Here is a 15,402-nt window from a genome sequence, read left to right as displayed (position 1 = left end):
ATTTCTCAGACAACATCAATTCAGGAGGTTCGAAATGCTTTCTGTGAAGAGACTCGCCGCCGGCGCCCTCGTCGCCACCGCCACCGCTTCCGCCGTCATCGTCGGTGGCGGTGTGGCCCAGGCCGACGTTCCGGTGTGGCAGGCCAACTGTCACGTGTACAACATCTTCAACACCGGCGGAATGGCCAATTGCGAACTGCCGACCTGGCACCAGGTGAAACTCACCTGTGTCGCGTGGCCGGTCCCGTTCGTCTACTGGAAGTACGGCCCCGCGCAGTACGGACAGAACCAGTCGTGGGCCAGCTGCGACTCGCTCAACGCCCTGGTGGGCATCGAGGTCATTCAGGCGTAGGCCACGCACCGCGATCGAGCAGCACCCCACTCGCCCCGTTGTTACCGTGGATTCATGGTCAGTGCGGCATCAACCCGGCGCGAACAGCTCCGTGACTTCCTGCGATCGCGGCGGGAGCGGATCGGACCGGGCGAGGTGGGTCTGCCGGTAGCGGGGCGACGGCGAACCCCCGGCCTACGGCGCGAAGAAGTCGCGATGCTGGCCGGGGTCGGGGTGTCTTGGTACACCTGGTTGGAGCAGGGGCGTGACATCACGGTGTCCGGGGAGGTGCTCGACGCGGTCGCGGGGGTGTTGCGGTTGAGTGCGCCGGAGCGAACGCATCTGTATGTGCTGGCCGGGCTCAATCCGCCGGTGGCGCGGGGGTCCGCGGTGGAGGTGACCGCGGAGATTCGGGCGCTCATCGATGGGTGGGTGCGTGGACCCGCGGTGGTGCGGGATCGGTACTGGAACATCTTGGCGTTCAACGTGCTTGCGGGTCGGGTGTTCGGGTGTGACGACGGCGAGCCGCACAATTGCCTGGTCACCTTCTTCACGAGCCCGCGCTATCGCGGGCTGCCCGACCTGTGGGCCGATGCCGCACCGGGCGTGGTCGCCGCCTATCGCGCGGACGCGGCCCTCGTCCCACAGGACGACGAATTCCAGCGCGTAGCAGGCGAACTCGCCGCTGCCGAGCCGGAGTTCGCCGAACTCTGGGAGCGACACGATGTCGGTGCGCCGCTGCAAGCCGTGAACGCCCTGCACCACCCGGAAGCCGGGGATCTCTACTTCGACGCCACCACGCTCACCGTCGCCGACCACCCTCACTGGTCACTGGTGCTCTACAACCCGAAACCGAATACCGACACCGCCGAGCGCCTGGCCGCCCTCCCCCGACTGCGTCTCTCCGAATCCGCGTAGCGACCCATCGCACGCATGCGGAGCCGGATCGGCGCGACAGTTGCCGACCGTCCCGCGGTACCGTCGATCCTGGTGGTGACACACCCCTGATAACCGCGCACTGCCTGCTCGGGCTGTCACCCGCCAGGCTGAATTCATGACGCACAACGGTTCTCGATTCGATGGCAAGACCGCGCTGATCACGGGCGGTAGTAGTGGGATGGGGTTGGCTACCGCGCATCGCCTGATCGCGGAGGGGGCTCGGGTCGTGGTGACCGGCCGGGACAAGAAGCGGCTCGACGCGTCTGTCGCCGAGCTCGGCGGGCAGGCACACGGAATCGTCGGTGATGCCACCGATCTCGATGATCTCGACAATCTCGCCGCGGCGGCGGCAGACCGCTTCGGACACCTCGATCTGCTGTTCGCCAACGCGGGCATCGGCTCGTTCCAGACGATCGAGCAGGTCACCGGCGAGCTCTTCGATCAGGTGATCGGCAGCAACCTCAAGGGCGCCTTCTTCACCATCCAGAAGATCCTGCCGCTACTCCCCGACCACGCTTCGATCGTCATCAATGCCTCCTTCGGCCTGCACCTCGGTGTGCCGGGCTCTGCCCTCTACTCCGCGAGCAAAGCCGCTGTCCACAACCTGACCCGCGCTCTCGCAGCGGAATTGGCGCCACGGCGAATCCGGGTGAACGCGGTCAGCCCCGGCTACATCGACACCCCGGCCTTCCGCGCGGAGCTCTCCGAAGCCGCTCGGCAGGGGGTCGCGGCCCTGTCCCCCGCGGGTCGCGTCGGCACCGCGGAAGACGTCGCCGCCGCCGTCGCGTTCTTGGCCTCGGCCGACGCCGCCTTCGTCAACGGCCACGACCTGCGCGTCGACGGCGGCCTCACCGCGGTCGGCGCATCGGCGCTGCGGTAAGCCGGCTCAGCGCAGCGCGGCGCGTCCGCGTATGCGGCCGAGCACCACCAGCACCACCAGCGTGACCACGACCAGGACCGTGGTTCCGGCCGCGGCGTCGAAGACTTCGCCGCGGTCGGTCTGCGCGAAGATGCTGACGGGCAACGTCTTCCAGGTGGCGGGGTAGACCATGATGGTCGCGCCGAGCTCGCCCATGGACAGGGCGACCGCCAGGCCCGCTGCCGCGCCCAGAGCGGGCAGCAGCAGCGGCAAGGTGATCTGGCAGAGGACGCGAACAGGACCCGCGCCAAGGGATTCCGCGGCCTGCCGGTAGGCGGGGTCGAGCCGATCGAGGGCGGCGGAGACGGCGCTGAAGGCGTAGGCCAGAACCAGGACCGCGTGGGCGACGATGACGATCCATTTGGTCCCGCCCAGGAGCACCGGGCGTTCGTTGAAGGCGATGAGGACGCCGAGACCGACCGCTACCGACGGGACGGCGACCGGGAGGTGGAAGACGGCGTCGGTGATACGGCGCAACCAGCTGGGCGCCTCTCGGGAGGCCAGGGCCGCCCAGGTGCCGAGGACGAGGGAGATCGCGCCGGCGAGCAGGGCGGTTTGCAGGCTCACCGAGAGGCTGGCCGCCTGCTCACCGCTGAGCGCGTTGCCGATATTGGTGAAGCCGAGGTCCGACGGCAGTGGGCCGGTCCAGCTGCCTGCCAGGGCGGCGGCGATCACGGTGGCGATCGGGGCGACGAAGACCACCGCAACCACCAGCCCGAACACGCCGAGTACCAGCGCTTTTCCGCGAGGGGTCCAGACGAGCACGATCATTGCTCCTTCGGGCGGGCGATGAACCGGGCGAACACGAACCGGTAGACGAGGTAGAGGCCCAGCGAGAGCAGCACCTGCACCGAGGCCAGCACCGCCGCACCGGGCAGGTCGAAGGTGACGATGCCCCGGGTGTAGATCAGCGCGGGCAGCGTGATGACGCCCTTGGCGCCGGTGAACAACACGATGCCGAACTCGTTGAGCGTGAGCAGCAGCACCAGCGACCCGCCCGCCGCGAGCGCGGGCCACGCCTCGGGCAGCACCACCTGCCGCAGCACCCGCCACGGCGAAGCGCCGAGACTCGCTGCCACATCGAGCTGTTCCCGGGGCAGCTGCGCGAACGCGGCCAGCACGGGGCGCACCACGAACGGGGTGAAGTAGGTGATCTCGGCCAGGATCACGCCGAGCGGGGTCGTCAGAAAGTCGATGACCGGTGTGGTGGCGCCGGTCAATTCGGCGATCAGGGCATTCACCGCGCCCGCCGTCCCGTAGAGGAAGGTGAAGGCGAGGGTGATCAGGAACGAGGGCAACGTCAGGATCGTGTCGATGAGCCTGCCGACCAGACCCGATCCGGGGAACGGCACGAAGGCCAGCACGATCGCCAGGAACGTGCCGAGCACCAGACACCCCGCCGTGGCACACACGGCGATGGAAACGGTGCGCCACAACGCTTCACGAAACGCTTCGGAGCCGAGTACCGACGTCCACACCTCGGTGCCGCGCCCGGTCGGCGTCTGGGTGGACTCGGTGAGCACCCGCAGAATCGGATACCCCGCGATCCCGAGCACCACGAGCACGGGCGGCAAGGTCCACAGGATCGGCAACCACGACCGGCGAGGCGCGCGATCTTTCGACGGCGGCGACGCGTCGGGCCGATCGAGAACGACAGCGCTCACGACAGCACCTCGCTGATACCCGGTTCACGCACGATCGCTGTCATGACTGATCCTCTGCGGACACGGAACTTCCTGCCGTAGTGGCTGTCTCGCCGATCGCGCGAGGGATGAGCACACCCGCCGGGTCCGGAAGCTTCACCCCGACAACGGCACCGGCCTCGGTCGAGAAGTGCCCCGACACGTCAGCCGCGAGCGTGCCGGGTAGCCCGTCGACCGACAGCTCGACCCTGGTCGTGGCACCACGCCATACCGAGGTCGACACGGTGGCGCGCAGAGCGTCCCGCTCGCCCGGTTTGCCGACGGTGATCGTGTGCGGGCGGATACACAGCAGCGCGTCGTCGTCGGGCGCCCACTCCGCCAGTCCCACACCGGGTTGCGGCGCGTGGGCGCGCAGGGTGTTGGCACCAGCGGTGACCAGGGCCGCGGTGCCGGTGACGTGGTTGACGGTGCAGGGCACCAGGTTCGCGCCGCCGAGGAACCCCGCGGTGAAGTCGGTGGGCGGGCGCTGCCACAGGCTTTCGGCCGTGTCGATGTCGACGAGGCGGGAATCGCGCATCACCGCGATCCGATCCGCCAGTGCCAGCGCCTCGGCCTGATCGTGGGTCACGTACAGCATCGCGGTGTCGGGCAGCGCTTTTCGCAGCGCCTGCAACTCGCCGAGCATCGAATGACGCAATTGCGCGTCGAGCGCGGCGAGCGGCTCGTCCAGCAGCAGGACGCTGGGCTTGATGGCCAGCGCACGGGCGATCGCCACCCGCTGCTGCTGGCCACCGGACAACTCACGCGGAAGCCGCTGCGCGTAGCTGCCCATGCCGACCATGTCGAGCGCCTCGGCGACCCGTGCGGCGATCTCCGCCCGCGGCACCCGATGCGATTTCAGGCCGAACGCGACATTGCTGTGCACGGTCATGTGCGGGAACAACGCGTAGGACTGCACGACGACACCGATCCCCCGCTTGGCGGGCGAGAGATCGGTGACGTCGCGGCCCGCCAGGCGGACCGCGCCCGAGGTGGGCCGGACAAAACCGGCCAGGGCCTTGAGCGCGGTCGACTTGCCCGAACCACTCGGGCCCAGGAGCGCGACGGTCTCACCGACGGCGACGCGCAGGGTGAAATCGGCCAGCGCGACGGCGGCCTTGCGGCCGCGGCCGTAGCTGACCCCGACCCGGTCGAACACGATCGCGGGTTCGGTGGTGGCCGCCACGGAAATGGCGGATCTCATCTGGAGGTCACCGTCGGACATCGTCAACTCCCTTGTGTCACAGCCGCAGTCAGCTGCCGGTTGCCTTCTGGTACGCCGCGACATCGGCGTCCAGCTCGGTCAGCACCTTGTTCCAGTCGACCGGGACCACCTCGACACCCGTCATGGCGGCGGCCGGACCACCGTCGGCCGGGGCGGGCACATCGGTGCGGGGCGACACGGCGAACGCCTCGGGGCCCAGTTTCGCCTGCGCGGCCGGGGCCATCAGGAAGCTCATCAGCTTGGTGGCGTCGTCCTTGTGCGGCGCGCCCTTGGCCAGACCCATCATGTACGGGACGGCCACGGTGGAACGCTTGCCTGCGGCGGCCGGGAAGAAGACGTTGAACTTGGAGCCCTTCTCCTTCACCGTGGTCAGGTTCATCTGCACGTCGCCGTTGGCGATGAGCAGCTCACCCTTGTCGACCTTGGCTTGCAGCTTGCCGGTCGAGGACGACGGGCCGACGTTGTTGGCCTGCAACGCGGCCAGGTAGTCGAGGGCGGCCTGCTTGCCACGCAGCTGCTGCAGCAGCACCAGTACCGCGGTGCCGTCACCGGCCTGGCCGGGAGTGGAGTACTGCAGCTTGCCCTTGTACTCCGGCTTCAGCAGGTCTTCCCAGGTGAGCGCCGAGGCGTCGACCGCGGGGTTGGCGATGAAGCACAGGAAGTTGTTGGCGAGGGTTACATAGCTGCCCTCGGCGTCCTTGGCCGCGGCGGGAACAGCGGCGGTGTCGATACCGCTGGGCTGCAGCAGACCTGACTGCTTGGCCTTCTGGATGAACGGCGGCAGCGTGACGACGACGTCGGCCTGCGGGTTGGACTGCTCCTTGTCGACCCGGTTCACGACCTCGCCGGAGCCCGCCTCGACCAGGTTGACCGCGATGCCGGTCTCCTTGGTGAACGCCTCGAATTGGTTCTTGTACCAGCCACCGACACCGTCGGCGGAGTACACGGTGACGGTCTTGCCGTCCGCGGATTCGGTACCGGTGCCACCGCAGGCGCCGGTGAACGCGACGGCGGTGATGCCGGCCAGCAGCAGCGCGGCCTTGGACAGGCGGCGCGCGGTGAGGGAAGTACGCACGATGACAGCAACTTTCGTTTCAGATGTCGGGGGAATCGCAGGGGTGGATGGATCGGAGGGCGACACCGCGGCGAATACCGCGACGGCAGGTTCGGCAGCGCACCAGCTCTCAGTGCGCGAGCACCAGCGCCGGGAAGTCGGCGACCGACGCCACGACGTGGGTGGCGCCGGCGGCGCGCAGCTGCTCGGCGGTGTGCGCGCCGGTCAGGGTGGCCGCGACGATGCCCGCGCCCGCGGCCAGGCCGGTGGCGATATCGCTGGTGGTGTCACCGAGCACGGCGATCCGGTCGACGGCGTCGACGCCGAGGCGCAGCGCGGCGGCCAGCACCATGTCGGGGTAGGGGCGGCCGCGTCCGGCGTCGGACGGCGCGAGGGTGAGATCGACCAGGTCGGCCCAGCCCAGCGCGGCGAGGAGTTTGTCCTGCGTGCTCCGGCTGAATCCGGTGGTCAGCGCGACCCGGACACCGGCCTCACGCAGTGCGGTGATCGCTTCCACCGCACCGGGAATCGGCGCGATATCGGCCTCCTCGACCAGTGCCTCGTAGGCGGTTTCGAAGGCGCGGTTGGCGTGGTGGGCGGCGGCCTCGTCGCCGTCGAGCAGCGCGCGGAACACCTCGATCTTGGACTGGCCCATGGTGTCGACCACGTAGCGGCGAGCCTGTTCCCGGCGCGGGCCCTCGGGCTCGATCCCGGCGGTGGTGGCGGCACTCTCGAAGGCGCGCAACACCAGTCCGCCGTCGGCGACGGTGGTGCCTGCCATGTCGAGGGCGGCGAGCTGAATCTTGTTGTTCGACACAGTTGTTCCTCACAGTCCGATCTGGTCGGCGGTCTGTTCGCCGATGGCGGGGCCGAGCGTCATACCGCGACCGCCGGGGCCGGTGACGACCCAGACGTTGGTATCGGCCCGCACCCGGGTGACGACGACTCCGGGGTCGACGCTCTGGCTGTAGACGCCCGCCCAGCGCCGCACGATCGGCGGCAGCTTGCGGCCGAGCAATTCCTCGGTCACCTCGGTGAGGTGGTCATAGGGCGCTTCGTCGACGTCGAAGGCGAACGGCTCGACGTATTCGTGGGTGTCGCCGATGGTCAGGCCACCGTGCAGGCGCTGCACGCACAGCAGCTGCATCTTGTGCTCGGCGGCGGTCGCGGTCTGCGATTGCTCGGCGGCCAGCGAATCCACCTGCGGGCCCGCGAAACCCGGGTAGTAGCGGAAGCTGTCGCCGTCGGCGATCGCGGTGGTGAGCGGTTCGCCCAGCGGGGCGGTCTGCATCATCTGCAGCCGCACGCGGCGCACCGGCAGTTCGCCCGCCAGCTCACGGGTGAGCCCGGAGTGGGCAGCGCCCGGGCAGTGGATGACGAGGTCGGCCTCGTGGCGGCGACCGTGATCGTCGACGACCACCGCGCCGGAGCCGGTGTCGAGGACCGCACGAGCCTCGGTGCCCTCGTGAAAGGTGTAGCGATCGGAGGCGGCCATGTGGGCGCGCAGCGGGGGCAGCGCTTGCCGCGACTCCACGGCGGCATCGGTCGAGCAGTGCAGGCCCGCAAGGTATTTGCCGCGCACCGCCGGGTTGATCGCGCGTACCTGGTCGGGGTCGAGCAGGGTGAACCCGCGGGCATCGGCGGAGTCGCCGGCAGCCGCAGCCTCGGCGACAGCGAGTTCGGCGGGGGTACGCACCAGCGTGATCGAACCGGCGGGCCGGAAGCCGACGCCGGCCACCCGGCCGCCGATCTCCTCCCACAGCTCACGCGAACGCAGTGTCAGTTCCAGCTCGTTCGCCGACCGGCCCGAGACCCAGACCAGGCCGAAGTTGCGGACCGTCGCGCCGCGGGCTTCGCGTTCGCGTTCGAGGTGCACGACCTCGTGTCCGCGGGCTATCGCCGCCCAGGCGTGGGCGGTGCCGAGGATCCCTCCACCGATGATGACCAATCGCATGCCACCGATAGTGGCAAATGGTCTAGACCGATAGGTGTGGGCCGCGAGAACGGCAAGTTAATTTTTGGTATAGACCAATCCGGGTAGGGTGGGCACCATGGATTCGCCGCAGACGACCCGAGTTCCGAAGGTGTTCCTGGTTCGCACCGAAATCGATCTGCTGCTGGCCGATCTCACCGAGGGCGACCCGGTGCCCTCCGAACGCGACCTCGCCACCCGCTTCGGCGTCGCCCGCGAGACCGTGCGACAGGCGCTGCGAGAATTGCTGGTGGAAGGCAGGATTCGCCGTCAAGGCCGCGGCACGGTGATCTCCCGCCCCAAACTCACGCAGCCACTGTCGCTGCGCTCCTATACCGAGGGCGCGATCAGCCTCGGCCGCACCCCCGGCCGCATCCTGGTGGCCTGGGAAGACGTCGCCGCGGACGCGGCGACGGCCACCGACCTCGAGGTGGAGCCGGGCACCGAGGTGATGCACCTCGAGCGGGTACTGCTCGCCGACGGTGAACGTGTCGGGCTGGAGAGCACCTACCTGCCACTGCACCGCTTCGCCGCCCTGCGCGGCAGCTATGACCCCACCACTTCGCTGTACGCCGCGATCCGCGCCACCGGCGTCGAACTCGCCGGTGCGCGCGAACGCATCGAAACCGTACTCGCCGCCCCGAGAGAGGCGGGTCTACTCGAATGCACCACCGCACTACCGATGTTGCTGCTGCACCGGCGCAGTGTCGACGCCGACGGCGCACCCATCGAACGGGTGCGCTCGCTCTACCGTGGCGACCGCATCGCCTTCGAGGCGAGACTGTCACCGGAGCCGGCGTAGCCCTTACTGCTCGGGCAGCCGCCGCCGCCCACCGGCCACATCGGTGACCAGATCTGTGTAACCATCCACAAGCTCGGCGAGGTGGTACCAGTGCTTGTGGGTGTTGTCGCTTCGCGCGCCGTCGATGTCGATCGCCTGATTGGCATCCACCCAGCTACGCGCCATCCGGTCGACGACCGCACCGAGACTTTCGGTGTGCAGCGAGGCGCCGTTGCGATGCAACGGGATCTCCTGGACACACCAGTCGTTGATATCGTCGACGAGTTCACTTCGACGGCAATCGATCTCGGCGATCAATGCCGTATCACGCACCTGCCCCCGCCGTTCGTGCAGTTCAGCGAGTGCGTGCGCCGACCGCAACAATTCGCGATCTTGAAATCGCCGCCCCTGAAATGCGCACAACAATTGCGGAGCGGTGGGCAGTATGCCCATCACCGGCGCGCTCATCGCACGGCCCCGAATTCACCCGACACCCAAGATTTGTCTACCAACATGATTGGCTCTCGATTCGGTTATCCCGGTCATCTGTTTGGATTGTTCGCAACCAGGCTAACTGGATCATGCTCGCTCAGAAGGCGAAACGCAAGATTGCGTTATCACTCCTGCAGTAAAGCCGCCCTGACAGAACCGGGAGTCACATGCGCAGCGCCGCACGGTCTTCCGGCGTGCCTCGCGGACTCGCCGAACACCATGGCAGGCCCTATGCCTCGGTCTTCGCCGAACGCGTGACATAGCGGCCTTGCAGCGCAATAATGCGTTTCATGGCAGGCAAGCGCACGACCCTGACCGTCCGGCTCCGCAGGCTCGCAGCCATGTTGCGCGAGTTGCGCGAAAGTGCCCAGCTGAGCAAGGAAGACGTCAGCGCGCGAACCGGAATCAACGTCACCACGCTGTACCGGATCGAAATGGCGCAGGCGCGCCCACAACGTCGCACTCTCGGCGCCATGCTCGACCTGTATCAGGTCGACGACAAAATGCGCGAGGAAGCACTCAGCCTGCTCACCGATGCGTTGAAACCCGGCATGTCGCGACCTTACGAAGGCGCGGTATCGGAGGTGTACGCGAATTACATCAACTTCGAGGCGGAAGCGTTGTCGGCCAGGCAGTACCAGACCTCGACGGTGCCCGGCCTGCTGCAGACCTTCGAGTACGCCGCCGCCGTGATCGACACCTCGATGCCGCGCCTGGATGCCTCGGTGATGGAGAGCCGGGCGCAGGCGCGCATGGATCGCGCCATCAACCTGACCAAGGACGACCCGCTGGAATTGTGGGTGGTGATGGACGAGGCGGCGATCCGCAGGGTGGTCGGTGGACCCGCGACGATGGCGGGCCAGCTCGACCGGCTGCTCGACGAGACCAAGCGCAAGAACGTGATCCTGCAGGTACTTCCGTTCGACGCGGGCGCGCACCCCGGCATGGCGGGCTCGTTCACGCTGCTCGACTTCCGCAATCCCGTCGACCCCGAACTGGTGTACGTGGAGAGTATGTCCGTGCACGATCTGGTCGAGGGGCACTCGGAGATCCGCCGGTTCGGCGTGATCTTCGACCAGCTGCGGGCGATGGCGTTGAGTCCTCGCGATTCGGCGAAGCTGATCACCGAGGCACGGGACGCGATCACCCGGTCCGCGTCCGCTCAGTAGCGGCTGGCCCGGCGGAAACCGATCGCGGCCGGTAGGGCGAAGATCGCGATCGCGCCGAGCGACCACGCCAGAGTGGCCAGCAGTGGGCCACGCACCGGCCCGCCGAGCGAGAGTCCGCGCATGGTGTCGATGGCGTGCGTGAGTGGGTTGTGCTCCACGATCGGGCGCGCCCAACCGGGATAGGCGGCGAGCGGGACGAATCCGGTGCTGAAGAACATCAGCAACGACGAGCCCAGCGAAACTACCTCCACCAGTGCGGCTTTAGCGGTGTACACCGCCAGTGCGGTGACCATCGTCGCGAAGCCGAGTCCGTACAGCACCGGGATGGCGAACAGGGCGATCGCGGCAGGCAGGCCCTGGGTGAAGCGGAATCCGAGTGCGATGCCGACCGCGAAGATCACGATGGTGCACACCAGGATCCGGACGCCTTCGGCCAGCACGCGCGACAGCAGACCCGAGGCGCGATGGACCGGCAGCACCCAGAATCGGGAGAGCAGTCCCTCGTCGCGCTCGCGGCCTAGGGTGACGGCTCCGGCCAGGGAACCCGACATCACCCCGACCAGTGCGACCATCGGGACCGAACCGTAAAGGGCGTCGGCGCCCGCGAACGACGACACCTGCTTGCCCAGTACGGCATTGAGCATCACCAGTAGCAGCGCCGGGAAGAGCAGGGCCTGCATCACGGTCAACGGGTCTCGAGTCCAGCGAGTCAGCAGGCGCCGGGTCTGGATCACCGTCTGCGGTAGCAGCATTCGCAGCGACTCGCTGTGCCGTGCGAGAGCGGGCAGGGGAAGGGTCGTCATGCGGCCCGCCGGGCGGCATGACGCCAGGACAGACCGCCGCAGACCACCAGGATGCCGAGCGCCCAGGCCAGGCCGGGGCCCAGCGTCGCGAGGTCGACGGTGCCCGCGTCGCCGGTGGAATCGCCCGCCAGCGCGCGCAGGCCGTCGACGAACTGGGAGACGGGCTGATTGCGGGCGAAACCCTGGATCCAGCCAGGAAATTGGCTCGCGGGCGCGAAGCCGGTGGACACCATGCCGAAGATCAGCTGGGGCAGGACGAGGATCTGGGTGGTGGCCTCGGGACTGGCGGACACACTGCCGAGCAGATCGGCACCGCAGCACAGGGCCGTCGCGATCAGCAGCGAGAACGCGAGAAAACCGACTGTGTGCCACCAGCTTCCGTAGAAGCGGAACCCGATGACGGCGCCGCAGACGAGCGCGGCGCCGACCGCGATCACCGCACGGTGGGCGGCCACGGTGATCCTGGCCGCGAACGGGACCCAGCGTGGCATCGGCAAAGTCGCGAACCGGACGTCGAGGCCGTCACGGGCATCGGTGGCGGCACGGAACGCGGCCGAGATGGCGCAGAACGCCACGGCCTGCATGACGATCATCGGCATCAGGAACTGGGCGTAGCTGCTCAGGCCGTGCCCGTAGACGGTCATCACGAGGTCGAGCGGGACGTAGAAGCCGAGAGTGAACACCGCGGGAGCGAGCAGGGCGGTGAGGATCTCACCGGTGCGCCATGCCGGGCGGATCAGCCGTCGCGCGAGCACCCACCACTGGGTGAACGCCACTGTCGGCGCGCGGTCGGAAGTGAGCTCGTCGGCGGTCGGCACGCCCCCATCGTGGTCGACGCGCGCGGTGGTGCCGGGGAACCCGGTCAGCATGTCGTGCGCGCGGAGGGCGGGGCGGTCGCGAGGATGCGGGCGATCTCGGGGAGGACGTCGGGTGCGGTGAGTTCGTCCGGGGTGGCGTCGAGGACGAAGCCGGTGACCGCACCCTCGACGTAGGGGCGCCACCGGCGAACCGTGGCACCGGGGTCGAGGCGATCGGTGCCGCCGGGTTCCCGGCCCGGGATGCACACGGTGAGGTCGCCGAGGAGCCACGAGGGTCGGTGTCCGGACACCATGCGTGCGGCAGTGGCGCTCAGGCCGGCCAGGCAGTCGAGATCGTCGCCGGTGATGTCGATCGTTCCCGCCGTCGCGGCGTTGATCGCCGCGGCGTTGTCGTCGGAGGTCGTGGTTATCGCGCCTTCCGCAGCTGCGTCGAAGGCCGGGCCGTCGGCGCCGAGCAGCGAGGCGATACGGTCAGCCGGCAGCGGCGCCGGGGCGGGGGCCTCGGGGTCGGTGGCGAGAACGACGACGCGAACTCGCTCGCCTGCCGCGCGGAGCCGAACCGCGACTTCGTGGGCGACGAAACCCCCTGCGGACCAACCGAGTAGCTGGTACGGGCCGTGCGGGGCGATGCGGCGGATCTCGGCGAGACAGCGGGTGGCGTAGTCGCGGATCGTGCGCGGTTCGGCGCTCGCCTGCAGGCCGTAGATCGGGACGCGAGGATCGAGGTGGGCGACCAGGCCCACATAGTTCCAGGCCAGGACCGCTTCTCCGGCCAGGCAGAACAGCGGTGCGCCGTCGACGTAGGTGGTGCGCGGGCGGATCGGCAGCACCAACGCCGTGGCCGCGGAATCGGCACGCTCGCCGACGGCCGACTCCGCCGAACAGGAATCGGGCCGACCTGCTGTCCACCCGCAGGCGGACGGCAGATCGGCCGGATCGTCAACAGTGCTCACAACAAATGATACGTCGCGCGAAACCCCCAGCAGCCCAATACTTTCGGGGGCTTCCGCCGCAGACCGACCGCGCATCCGAACTCCTTCGCCGACCCGACCACAGAGGGTGTGAGTTCCACTGTCGCGCGGGACGGCCCCGACCCCAACCATCCCCGGGGCCCGGTCTCGCCCACCCAGGTGGCGGTGAATCCACCCTTGGTGTCAATACGTGTTCGCGGGCAGGCTGCGCGCACCGGACCACAGATCGTCGATCAAGCGCTCATAGCTGTCGGCGAGGTCGTCGAGGCGGACCCATTCGTCGTAGCAGACCGACTCGGGGGCGCCGGCCAGGGCGACGAACGCCTGGGAACAGTGCATGGCCAGACGATCGACCAGGCCGCCGAGAGTTTCGCAGTGTTCGTCCGCCGCGGCGTGCGGAACGGGGGCGGCGAGGATCACCCAGCGGTCGATCGCGCGCATCAACTGGGCCCGGCGTCGGTCGATGCGCTCGGACTCGCTCAGCGGGGAGTGCTCGCGCAACTGGTGCAGCAGCGCCAGCTCCCCGGCGGCATCGAGGATGGGGTGGTCATCGTGTGGCAAACCACGGAACGCCGCGAGGAGCACATCCTTGCCGGGCAGCATCGACTCTCGTGCCGCGTGCCGCATTTCACCGCTCCCCCGCCGAACCGCCGACGTCAACGCGCGAAACCTTCATCTGGCACTCCTCCGGCTCGGGCACGGCACCCCGGTGGAGGTGCCATCGCGTGCGGAAGGAACAGGCCGGGTGGACACCGATCGCATCCACCCGGCAACCATTCCGCCACCACTGTCCCCTACAACGGCCCGTCGGCGGAAGCGAATCGGCACGGACATCCACATTGTCCGCTTCGCCGCCCCTTGTCCGCCCCGCCCCCGAGCTTGCCTACTGCACGCGCAGGCTGCCGAAGAGACCGTCTTTCTCGTCTTCGGGACCTGCCGTGAAGTAGAGGGCGTTCGCGTCGCCCAGGCTTTCGCCGTTGCCGAACATCAACGCCCACAGGCCCGCGATCTCGACCGGCTTCGCCTCACCGTCGCGCAGATAGTCGACGAAGGTGCCGGTGGTGTCGTCGTAGGCGAGGACCCGGCCGAGGCCACCGAAGTTGCCGATCAGCAGCTTGCCCGACAGCGCGCCGAAGTTCGACGGCGCGATCGCCACACCCCACGGCGCGTTGAGCCTGCCGCCGTCGTCGATGATGCGAACCAGCTTGCCCGCGCCGTCGAACTCGGCGACCTTGCCCCTGTCGGGCTTGCCGTGGGAATCCTTGTCCTGGTCGGCGTCGAGCGAGGCTTCCTCGGCCTTGTCGAAGGCCTTCGGGTCGTTCTCGTCGGGCTGCGTCACGGCGTAGGACACGAACACCCGGCTGCCCAGGGTGGTGATGTTGAACGGCGCGGGATCGCCGGGCTCGGCCTTCTTGCCCTTTTCGGGCGAGGACGCGTCGATCACCTCGCCGGTGGCGAACGGGTTGGCGAAACCGGTGGTCGCGACCGGCTGCCAGAACTTGTCGAAGGTGCGAACCTGCGGGTCGGCACCGAAATCGGCGGCCAGCAGTTTGTCACCCGAGGGCGCCAGCGCGATTCCGAAGAAGGCCATGCCCTGCGCGGAACCGTCGAACACCTGGTTCGCGCCGCCGTCGCGGCGCACGATCGCGCCGTCGGGGGCCTGCTCGGTCCAGGCCGAGATCTTGCCCGAGTCGGTGGCGAAGATGAAGCGCGAGGAACCGCCGAGCGGGATCGGCACACCGTCCACATCGACCCACTGGTCGCGCACCGCGAACAGATCCGAGGTGATCGGCGCCGGGTTGAACACGACGCCGGTGACCTTGCCGATGCTCTTGTCGGAGGTGTCGGCATCGGCGCCGGGGACGCCGACGAGCTTGAGCTGGTCCTGGGTCAGCTTCTGCAGCTTGGGATCCGAAGACGACTGCACGTCACCGAGGAACTGGAACGACTTGCCGCCCGCGCCGACCCAGAAATGCCCACCGGCGCCCTTCGGCCGATCTGCCAGCCCCCAGGCGTTGACCATGCCGGGCAGCGTGAACTGGGCGTGATAGGAGTCCTTGTCGGCGGCCAGGTTGGTCTGGCCGTAGCGGTTACCGTCCAGCGCGGCCACATCGTCGTTCGAGGGCTCGGTGTTCGAGCACGACACGGCGAGCAACACTGCCGCGCCGAGTACCGCACCGCGCACCAGCCCGGACCGCACCCCGCGGGCGCCCCTCACATGTCCGTTCACGTTCTTGTCCTTTCAA

The 15,402-nt window shown here is 68.5% G+C and carries 17 protein-coding genes; 5 read left to right on the top strand and 12 right to left on the bottom strand.

The features are described 5' to 3' along the window. The first annotated feature begins 34 nt into the window (after nucleotides 1-34). From ACFULV_RS10130 to ACFULV_RS10120, 3 genes are all read left to right on the top strand, one after another. Nucleotides 35-352, top strand: coding sequence for a hypothetical protein (locus ACFULV_RS10130; RefSeq protein WP_378655185.1), 318 nt, complete (start codon nucleotides 35-37; stop codon nucleotides 350-352). A 54-nt stretch (nucleotides 353-406) separates the two neighbouring features. Then, nucleotides 407-1,249 (top strand): helix-turn-helix transcriptional regulator, encoded by an 843-nt coding sequence (locus ACFULV_RS10125; RefSeq protein ID WP_378655182.1) that lies wholly within the window; start codon nucleotides 407-409, stop codon nucleotides 1,247-1,249. 136 nt (nucleotides 1,250-1,385) lie between these two features. Continuing rightward, complete coding sequence (locus ACFULV_RS10120; RefSeq protein ID WP_378655179.1) at nucleotides 1,386-2,150, top strand: glucose 1-dehydrogenase; 765 nt, start codon at nucleotides 1,386-1,388, stop codon at nucleotides 2,148-2,150. 6 nt (nucleotides 2,151-2,156) lie between these two features. Here ACFULV_RS10120 and ACFULV_RS10115 read toward each other — a convergent pair whose 3' ends face one another. The 6 genes from ACFULV_RS10115 to ACFULV_RS10090 form a co-directional block, all read right to left on the bottom strand. Beyond that, nucleotides 2,157-2,954 carry an ABC transporter permease gene (locus ACFULV_RS10115; protein ID WP_378655467.1) on the bottom strand — a complete coding sequence of 266 codons (798 nt, stop codon included), beginning with the start codon at nucleotides 2,952-2,954 and terminating at the stop codon, nucleotides 2,157-2,159. Between the two features lie 2 nt (nucleotides 2,955-2,956). Continuing rightward, complete coding sequence (locus ACFULV_RS10110) at nucleotides 2,957-3,853, bottom strand: 2-aminoethylphosphonate ABC transporter permease subunit (protein ID WP_378626421.1); 897 nt, start codon at nucleotides 3,851-3,853, stop codon at nucleotides 2,957-2,959. 40 nt (nucleotides 3,854-3,893) lie between these two features. After that, nucleotides 3,894-5,096 (bottom strand): ABC transporter ATP-binding protein, encoded by a 1,203-nt coding sequence (locus tag ACFULV_RS10105; RefSeq protein WP_378655176.1) that lies wholly within the window; start codon nucleotides 5,094-5,096, stop codon nucleotides 3,894-3,896. A gap of 28 nt (nucleotides 5,097-5,124) precedes the next feature. Continuing rightward, on the bottom strand, nucleotides 5,125-6,171 hold the full coding sequence (locus ACFULV_RS10100; protein ID WP_378655173.1) for a 2-aminoethylphosphonate ABC transporter substrate-binding protein: 1,047 nt from the start codon (nucleotides 6,169-6,171) through the stop codon (nucleotides 5,125-5,127). A 109-nt stretch (nucleotides 6,172-6,280) separates the two neighbouring features. Further along, complete coding sequence (locus ACFULV_RS10095; RefSeq protein ID WP_378655170.1) at nucleotides 6,281-6,967, bottom strand: phosphonatase-like hydrolase; 687 nt, start codon at nucleotides 6,965-6,967, stop codon at nucleotides 6,281-6,283. A gap of 9 nt (nucleotides 6,968-6,976) precedes the next feature. Then, on the bottom strand, nucleotides 6,977-8,104 hold the full coding sequence (locus ACFULV_RS10090) for a TIGR03364 family FAD-dependent oxidoreductase (protein WP_378655167.1): 1,128 nt from the start codon (nucleotides 8,102-8,104) through the stop codon (nucleotides 6,977-6,979). Between the two features lie 97 nt (nucleotides 8,105-8,201). On the opposite strand from ACFULV_RS10090, the gene ACFULV_RS10085 reads away from it, so the two are divergent. Continuing rightward, entirely contained in the window at nucleotides 8,202-8,924 is a 723-nt protein-coding gene (locus ACFULV_RS10085; protein WP_378626415.1) for a GntR family transcriptional regulator, read from the top strand. Nucleotides 8,925-8,927: 3 nt separating this feature from the next. On the opposite strand, the gene ACFULV_RS10080 is transcribed toward ACFULV_RS10085, so the two are convergent. Continuing rightward, a complete protein-coding gene (locus tag ACFULV_RS10080; protein WP_101468584.1) occupies nucleotides 8,928-9,287 on the bottom strand; it encodes a DUF4254 domain-containing protein in 360 nt (119 codons plus the stop codon). Nucleotides 9,288-9,685: 398 nt separating this feature from the next. Between ACFULV_RS10080 and ACFULV_RS10075 the strand changes: the two genes are divergently transcribed. Further along, nucleotides 9,686-10,564, top strand: a complete 879-nt coding sequence (locus ACFULV_RS10075) for a helix-turn-helix domain-containing protein (RefSeq protein WP_378655165.1) — start codon at nucleotides 9,686-9,688, stop codon at nucleotides 10,562-10,564. Here the strand turns inward: ACFULV_RS10075 and ACFULV_RS10070 are convergent. The 5 genes from ACFULV_RS10070 to ACFULV_RS10050 form a co-directional block, all read right to left on the bottom strand. Beyond that, nucleotides 10,558-11,367, bottom strand: a complete 810-nt coding sequence (locus ACFULV_RS10070; RefSeq protein ID WP_378655162.1) for an ABC transporter permease — start codon at nucleotides 11,365-11,367, stop codon at nucleotides 10,558-10,560. The two genes, ACFULV_RS10075 and ACFULV_RS10070, sit on opposite strands and share 7 nt — an antisense overlap. Next, nucleotides 11,364-12,236, bottom strand: coding sequence for an ABC transporter permease (locus ACFULV_RS10065; protein WP_378655159.1), 873 nt, complete (start codon nucleotides 12,234-12,236; stop codon nucleotides 11,364-11,366). The genes ACFULV_RS10070 and ACFULV_RS10065 overlap by 4 nt, the downstream gene beginning before the upstream one ends. Continuing rightward, nucleotides 12,230-13,138 (bottom strand): thioesterase domain-containing protein, encoded by a 909-nt coding sequence (locus tag ACFULV_RS10060; RefSeq protein ID WP_378655156.1) that lies wholly within the window; start codon nucleotides 13,136-13,138, stop codon nucleotides 12,230-12,232. Before ACFULV_RS10060 ends, ACFULV_RS10065 begins: the two co-directional genes overlap by 7 nt. Nucleotides 13,139-13,339: 201 nt before the next feature. Beyond that, on the bottom strand, nucleotides 13,340-13,783 hold the full coding sequence (locus ACFULV_RS10055; RefSeq protein WP_378655153.1) for a hypothetical protein: 444 nt from the start codon (nucleotides 13,781-13,783) through the stop codon (nucleotides 13,340-13,342). A 256-nt stretch (nucleotides 13,784-14,039) separates the two neighbouring features. Next, nucleotides 14,040-15,386 carry a TIGR03118 family protein gene (locus ACFULV_RS10050; RefSeq protein WP_378655150.1) on the bottom strand — a complete coding sequence of 449 codons (1,347 nt, stop codon included), beginning with the start codon at nucleotides 15,384-15,386 and terminating at the stop codon, nucleotides 14,040-14,042. Nucleotides 15,387-15,402 lie beyond the last annotated feature (16 nt).

Origin of the sequence: Nocardia sp. NPDC057272 (genome assembly GCF_042668615.1) — a bacterium.
Classification (GTDB): Bacteria; Actinomycetota; Actinomycetes; order Mycobacteriales; family Mycobacteriaceae; genus Nocardia.
Note: the sequence above shows the minus strand (reverse complement) of the source record. Positions and strands in the feature narration are given on the sequence as shown.